Consider the following 5,574-nt stretch of genomic DNA (forward strand, 5'->3'; position numbering starts at 1 on the left):
CAACCGCGGGTTTGGGGGGGCGCCCGGGGGGTTTGGGGGGGGGGCCGGGGGGGTCGGGGTGGGGGCGGGGGGGGGGGGGGGGGCAAACGGGGGCCCCCGGGGGCCCCGTTTCCCCCACCGGTCTCACAACGCCAGTCGGAGCAGGGGGAGTCCGCTCGCCAGGCGGATTTCCAGGGCCGCCAGGTCCGGCCGGCGCACGGCCGTGCCGATCACGATGCGGGCCGTGTCGTCCGGGACCGCCTTCCACGTCGCCAGTTGCGTCTCCGTCCCGGAGCGCGAGATCGCGATGAGGAGGTAGTCGCCGCCGCTGCGGCCGCCCGTGTAGCTGCACGACATGTCGACCTGCGTGCCCCAGTCGAACGCCGCCAGGCGGGCGTCCGCGCGGACCGGGAACCGGCCCAGCGCCGTCATCGCGACCGGCGGCGGCCCCGCGGGCGGAACGGGAGCCGGCGCCGGTGCCGAAGCCACCACCGCCAGCGCCACGCAGGCCGACACCGCCAGCGCGGCCGATGCGGAAGTCACCGCGACCCGGATGCGACGGCCGCGCCGGACGCGGCGGAGCACCGCCGGCAGCAGGTCCGGCGGGGGCGGCCCGGCGTCCGGGACGGTCGTCGGGGATTCCACCCTGGCCAGCAGCCCGGGCAGCCCCGCCAGCTCGCGCACCGAAGCCGCGCACCGGTCACACGACCGCAGGTGCTCCTCGAAGCGCTGCCGGTCCTCGGGGGCGAGCGCCCCCAGCACGTATGCGGCGTCGAACGTCGCGAAGGGGTCTTCGCTCACTGGGTCACTCCCCTCTCCTCGAGCACCAGGCGGAGTGCGCGCAACGCGTAGTGCGTGCGCGACTTGACCGTCCCTTCGGCCACCCCCAGCTTCAGGGCCGCGTCGGCGACCGAATACCCCTGGAAGTAGCACAGCAGCAGCACCTCGCGGTGCCGTTCCGACAGCTCGGCCAGCGCCTCGGCGACCAGCCAGCCCTGCACGGCGCGGTCGGTGCCGTCGGCGACCACGCGGTCCGGCGGCCGGTCGGTCGTCACCTCCGACCGGGCCGACGCCGACCGCCAGCCGTCGATGGCGATGCGGCGGGCGACGGTGAACAGCCACGCCCGCGCCGAACCCTGCGACTGGTCCAGCACCGCCGGCGACCGCCAGGCCCGCAGCAGCGTCTCCTGGACGACGTCCTCGGCGCGGATCCGGTCACCGGAGGTCAGGTGCAGCGCGTAGGACCACAGCGCGGTCGCGTGCTCCTCGTGCAGCGCGCGCATGAGCGCCTCTTCGGCGACCTCTCCCACGGACTCAGGCCGTGACCCGGCGCCGGTCCTTCACGAACAGCAGCGCCAGACCGCCCACGATGCAGATCGCCTCGGTGATGACGCCCCAGTACTCCGGCTGGCTGTTGAACTGGTCGTGGTTCCCCATGAACCCGACGGTCGCGGCCAGCACGTACGCGCCGAGCGTCAGCGCCCCGAAACCGGCCGCGCCCAGTGCCGGCAGCCAGTGCCGCCAGGCCAGGACGGCGATCGCGAGCACCAGCCCCGCGATCGCGTCGAGCAGGAACAGCGTGCCGGTGATGCCCGAGTAACCCTGTGTCCACAAGAAGTAGTGCACGCCCGCCGAGCCGAGCAGCGCGGCCGCCACGACGATGCGCAGAACCCAATTCACCATGATCGTTCCTCCACTCCACACCCACTCCGGTAGATACACGGAACAGGGGGCGATCCGGTTCACCGCGGATTGAACCTAATGGGTGGCGCTCTCGTTCTTCAGGTCATGACAGCCGAACTGCACTCCCGCCGCACCGTCCTGTCCACCGGTGCCGCCGTCGCCGGTGCCGCCGTCGGCGCCGTCGCCCTCACCGCCTGCTCGTCGGAGCCGAACGCCAAGTCGGGCACCGCGCAGGCGCCGATCGCCGCCGGAACGCCGCTGGTCGCGCTCGCCGAAGTCCCGATCGGGCAGGCGAAGGCGGCGAAGGCCCCGGACGGGTCCGACGTGATCGTGGCCCGGACGTCCGAGTCGGCCTGCGCCGCGTTCAGCGCCGTGTGCACGCACCAGGGCTGCACTGTCACGCCGAAGGGCGCCGATCTGGTCTGCCCGTGCCACGGTTCGGTGTTCAACGCGCTCACCGGCGAGGTCAAGCAGGGCCCGGCGAACAAGCCGCTGCCGTCGGTGCCGGTCAAGGTCGAGAACGGGAAGGTCGTCACCGGCTGACGAGCCGGACGCGCGAACGGGCCCTTGTGGACGGTCGTCCACAAGGGCCCTTCGTGTGACAACAGGAGCTCAGGCGTCCCAGGCGAACAGCCGGTCGCCGGCGGCGACCTCGCGCTCCGCGTCCAAACCGGACAAAACCTCCGCCGAGGCGTCCAGTGCGACGACCGGGACGATCGCCGAGTAGCCCGCGGCGGTCACCGCCTCCGGGTCCCAGCTGACGATCGGCTGGCCGGCCCGCACCTGCTCGCCCTTGACGACGTGCAGCGTGAAGCCTTCGCCCTTCTCCTTGACCGTGTCGATGCCCAGGTGGACCAGCACGGCCTTGCCGTCCTCGGTCGCGATGACGTAGGCGTGCGGGTGCAGCGTCGCCACCGTGCCGTCGACCGGCGCGACCGCGTCCGACCGGCCGCCCGCGGGCTGCACCGCGATGCCCGGGCCCACCATGGCCTGCGCGAACACCGGGTCGGGAACCTCGGTGATCGGCACCACGCGCCCGGCGACCGGGCTGAGGATGTCGAACGTCACAGCAGGTCCTCGATGTCGCTGGCGATGGTGTCCGCCTCCGGCCCGACGATCACCTGCAGGGCCGTCGACCCCATCTTGACCACGCCCATCGCGCCGGCCTTCTTGAGCGCGCCCTCGTCGACGAGGCTCATGTCCTCGACCTCGCAGCGCAGCCGCGTGATGCAGCCCTCGATCTCGGTGAGGTTCTCCGTGCCGCCGAGTGCGGCGAGGATCTTTTCGGGCCTGTCATCCGCCATCGCGGTCTCCTTGATCACTGTTTGTTCCCAACCTGACGCGAACCGCGTGTCCACCTGTACTACGCCGTTCGCCCGCTTGCACCCCGCCGCGGGCCACGAACGGATAACGGTGGTTGACACCCGTCCGCACGGCGGAGCATCCTGCCCCATCAGATCATTGGTCTAGACCGGAACGTACCAATGTTCCGGCCCGGACGCGAGCACCGGTCCCCCGGTGAAGCGAGAACGAGGAGGGTGACGCCGATGAGCGCGGCCGCGCACGTCCCGCCGCCCGACAAGGTTGTCAACGGGCCCACGCCCAAGCACGCCCAGCTGCGGGAAATCCTCCGCCGCACGGTGGAGCGCGAGCTCCCGCCGGGTGCGCCGATCCCGTCGGAACGCGAACTGGCGCAGCGCTACGGCGTGTCGCGGCTCACGGTCCGGTCGGCGATCGGCAAGCTGGTCGAGGAGGGCCTGCTCGCCCGGGTCCGCGGCAAGGGCACGTTCACCGCGGCCCGGCGGATGGAGCTGCAGCTCTACCTGATGTCGTTCACCGACGACATGCGGAGGCGGGGACTGACCCCGACGACCGAGGTGGTCTCGGCGGCCACCGAGGTGCCGCCCACCGCCTCGGCACACGCCCTCGGCCTGGCCGAGGGCGTGTCCGCGCACCACCTGGTGCGGTTGCGCCACGCCGACGGCGTGCCCCTGGCCGTCGAGCGCGGCTGGTACCACGCGGGCCGGGCTCCCGGCCTGCTCGGGCTCGACCTGACCCAGTCCATTTACGCGCAACTGGCCGAGACGTACGGTGTGCGTCCCGACCAGGCGTGGCAGACGGTCTGGGCCGAAGGTGCGGACCGCGAGACGGCCCGGCTGCTCGGCATGCGTGCCGGCAGCCCGCTGCTCGTGTTCCGGCGGGTCTCCCGCGCAGGCGGCGACCCGATCGAAGACATCACGTCCTGGTACCGGGGAGATCACTACCAGGTGACCATGCAGTTGGACCGGAACACCCCGGAACCCGGTCAACCACCCCACTATGGAGGATCCAGATGAGCTCCACCACCGCGGAGGGGGCGAAGAAGAGCGGCAGCGGTCTCGCCGGTCTTCAGCGCTTCGGCCGTAGCCTCATGCTCCCGATCGCCGTGCTCCCGGCGGCGGGCATCCTGCTCCGGTTCGGGCAGGACGACATGCTCGGCAAGGACGGCCTCGGCTGGAACAAGGTCGCCTCGGTGCTGGGCGCCGCGGGCGGCACGCTGTTCAACTGGCTGCCGCTGCTGTTCGCGGTCGGCATCGCCGTCGGCTTCGCCAAGAAGGGCGACGGCTCCACCGCCGTCGCGGCGGTCGTCGGCTTCTTCGTCTTCAGCTCCGTCGTCCAGGTCTTCGCCCCGCTGAAGGACCTGCCGAAGTACACGGCCGGTGTCACCGAGCTCCAGCCGATCAAGTGGCCGTACTCGGTGCTCGCGGGTGTCGTGGTCGGCATCGTGGCGGCGCTGCTGTGGCAGAAGTACCACCGCATCAAGCTGCCCGCCTACCTGGCGTTCTTCGGCGGCCGCCGGTTCGTCCCGATCATCACCGCGGGCGTCATGGTGATCCTCGGCGTGCTCTTCGGCCTGGTCTTCCACTGGGTCAACAGCGGCATCGAGGCCGCCGGTGACGCGGTCACCGCGTCCCCGATCGTCGGTGGCGGCATCTACGGCGCGCTGAACCGCCTGCTCATCCCGGTCGGTCTGCACCAGCTGCTGAACGTCCCCGTCTGGTTCATCTTCGACGGCGGCGACATCAACAACTTCGTCGCGGGCAAGATGTCGGCGGGCTCGTTCACCACGGGCTTCTTCCCGATCTTCATGTTCGCGCTGCCCGCGGCCGCGCTGGCCATCTGGCAGACGGCCCGCCCGGCGCAGAAGAAGATCGTCGGCGGTGTGATGATCGCCGGTGCGCTGACCTCGTTCCTGACCGGTGTCACCGAGCCGATCGAGTTCTCGTTCATGTTCGTCGCGTGGCCGCTGTACCTGTTCCACGCGATCATGACCGGCACCTCGCTGGCGATCTGCAACGCGCTGGGCATCCACCAGAGCTTCAACTTCTCGGCCGGCGCGATCGACTACCTGCTCAACTTCGGTGCCCCGGCGGCGCAGAAGCCGTGGCTGCTGATCCCGATCGGCCTCGTCTACGCGGTGATCTACTACGTGGTGTTCCGCTTCGCGATCGTCAAGTTCAACCTGCGGACGCCGGGCCGCGAGGACGACTCGATCGAGTCGGACCTCGAGCGCACCGCCGCCGCGTAACATCCACACCGACGTAAATCAGTAGGGAGAGGACGAACATGCCGGAGAAACGCGTCGCCGTGGCCAGCAAGGTGGGGCTGCACGCCCGGCCGGCCGCGCTGGTGGCGAAGGCGGCCGCGGCGCAGCCCGTCGCGGTGCAGATCGCCAAGGCCGGTGGGAACCCGGTGGCCGCCGGCAGCGTGCTCAACCTGATGACGCTGGCCGCCGGCTACGGCGACGAGGTCGTCATCAGCGCCGAGGGCGAGGGCGCCGAGGAGGCCGTGGAAGCGGTCGCCCAGCTGGTCGCCACCGACCTCGACGCCTGACGAACACCCCGCGAAGGCCCCCGCACCGGCTCCCCGACC

Annotated in this window: 9 protein-coding genes; 4 read left to right on the top strand and 5 right to left on the bottom strand. The window is 71.3% G+C overall.

Features of this window, described 5'->3' with window-relative positions; genetic code table 11:
• Positions 1–123: 123 nt before the first annotated feature.
• Genes ACFVYA_RS49285 through ACFVYA_RS49295 form a run of 3 tightly spaced genes read right to left on the bottom strand, consistent with a single transcriptional unit; the run spans position 124 to position 1,662 of the window.
• A complete protein-coding gene (locus ACFVYA_RS49285; protein ID WP_387055510.1) occupies positions 124–780 on the bottom strand; it encodes an anti-sigma factor family protein in 657 nt (218 codons plus the stop codon).
• Positions 777–1,289 carry a sigma-70 family RNA polymerase sigma factor gene (locus ACFVYA_RS49290; RefSeq protein ID WP_103336010.1) on the bottom strand — a complete coding sequence of 171 codons (513 nt, stop codon included), beginning with the start codon at positions 1,287–1,289 and terminating at the stop codon, positions 777–779. Before ACFVYA_RS49290 ends, ACFVYA_RS49285 begins: the two co-directional genes overlap by 4 nt.
• 4 nt (positions 1,290–1,293) lie before the next feature.
• The gene (locus ACFVYA_RS49295; RefSeq protein ID WP_387055514.1) at positions 1,294–1,662 is read right to left on the bottom strand and encodes a hypothetical protein; all 369 of its coding nucleotides are present in this window, start codon (positions 1,660–1,662) and stop codon (positions 1,294–1,296) included.
• Positions 1,663–1,767: 105 nt separating this feature from the next.
• Between ACFVYA_RS49295 and ACFVYA_RS49300 the strand changes: the two genes are divergently transcribed.
• A complete protein-coding gene (locus tag ACFVYA_RS49300; RefSeq protein WP_285989988.1) occupies positions 1,768–2,205 on the top strand; it encodes a ubiquinol-cytochrome c reductase iron-sulfur subunit in 438 nt (145 codons plus the stop codon).
• 69 nt (positions 2,206–2,274) lie between these two features.
• On the opposite strand, the gene ACFVYA_RS49305 is transcribed toward ACFVYA_RS49300, so the two are convergent.
• Both ACFVYA_RS49305 and ACFVYA_RS49310 read right to left on the bottom strand, forming a co-directional pair.
• Complete coding sequence (locus ACFVYA_RS49305) at positions 2,275–2,730, bottom strand: PTS glucose transporter subunit IIA (RefSeq protein WP_285989987.1); 456 nt, start codon at positions 2,728–2,730, stop codon at positions 2,275–2,277.
• Complete coding sequence (locus tag ACFVYA_RS49310; protein ID WP_167384636.1) at positions 2,727–2,966, bottom strand: glucose PTS transporter subunit EIIB; 240 nt, start codon at positions 2,964–2,966, stop codon at positions 2,727–2,729. Before ACFVYA_RS49310 ends, ACFVYA_RS49305 begins: the two co-directional genes overlap by 4 nt.
• A 243-nt stretch (positions 2,967–3,209) precedes the next feature.
• On the opposite strand from ACFVYA_RS49310, the gene ACFVYA_RS49315 reads away from it, so the two are divergent.
• From ACFVYA_RS49315 to ACFVYA_RS49325, 3 genes are read left to right on the top strand one after another with little or no spacing between them, the layout of a single operon-like run.
• The gene (locus ACFVYA_RS49315) at positions 3,210–3,998 is read left to right on the top strand and encodes a GntR family transcriptional regulator (RefSeq protein WP_387055516.1); all 789 of its coding nucleotides are present in this window, start codon (positions 3,210–3,212) and stop codon (positions 3,996–3,998) included.
• On the top strand, positions 3,995–5,230 hold the full coding sequence (locus ACFVYA_RS49320) for a PTS transporter subunit EIIC (protein ID WP_387055519.1): 1,236 nt from the start codon (positions 3,995–3,997) through the stop codon (positions 5,228–5,230). Before ACFVYA_RS49315 ends, ACFVYA_RS49320 begins: the two co-directional genes overlap by 4 nt.
• A 38-nt stretch (positions 5,231–5,268) precedes the next feature.
• Positions 5,269–5,535, top strand: a complete 267-nt coding sequence (locus ACFVYA_RS49325; protein ID WP_103335999.1) for an HPr family phosphocarrier protein — start codon at positions 5,269–5,271, stop codon at positions 5,533–5,535.
• The last annotated feature ends 39 nt before the right edge of the window (positions 5,536–5,574 follow it).

Source organism: Amycolatopsis sp. NPDC058278 (genome assembly GCF_042881395.1).
In the GTDB taxonomy this organism is placed as follows: domain Bacteria; phylum Actinomycetota; class Actinomycetes; order Mycobacteriales; family Pseudonocardiaceae; genus Amycolatopsis.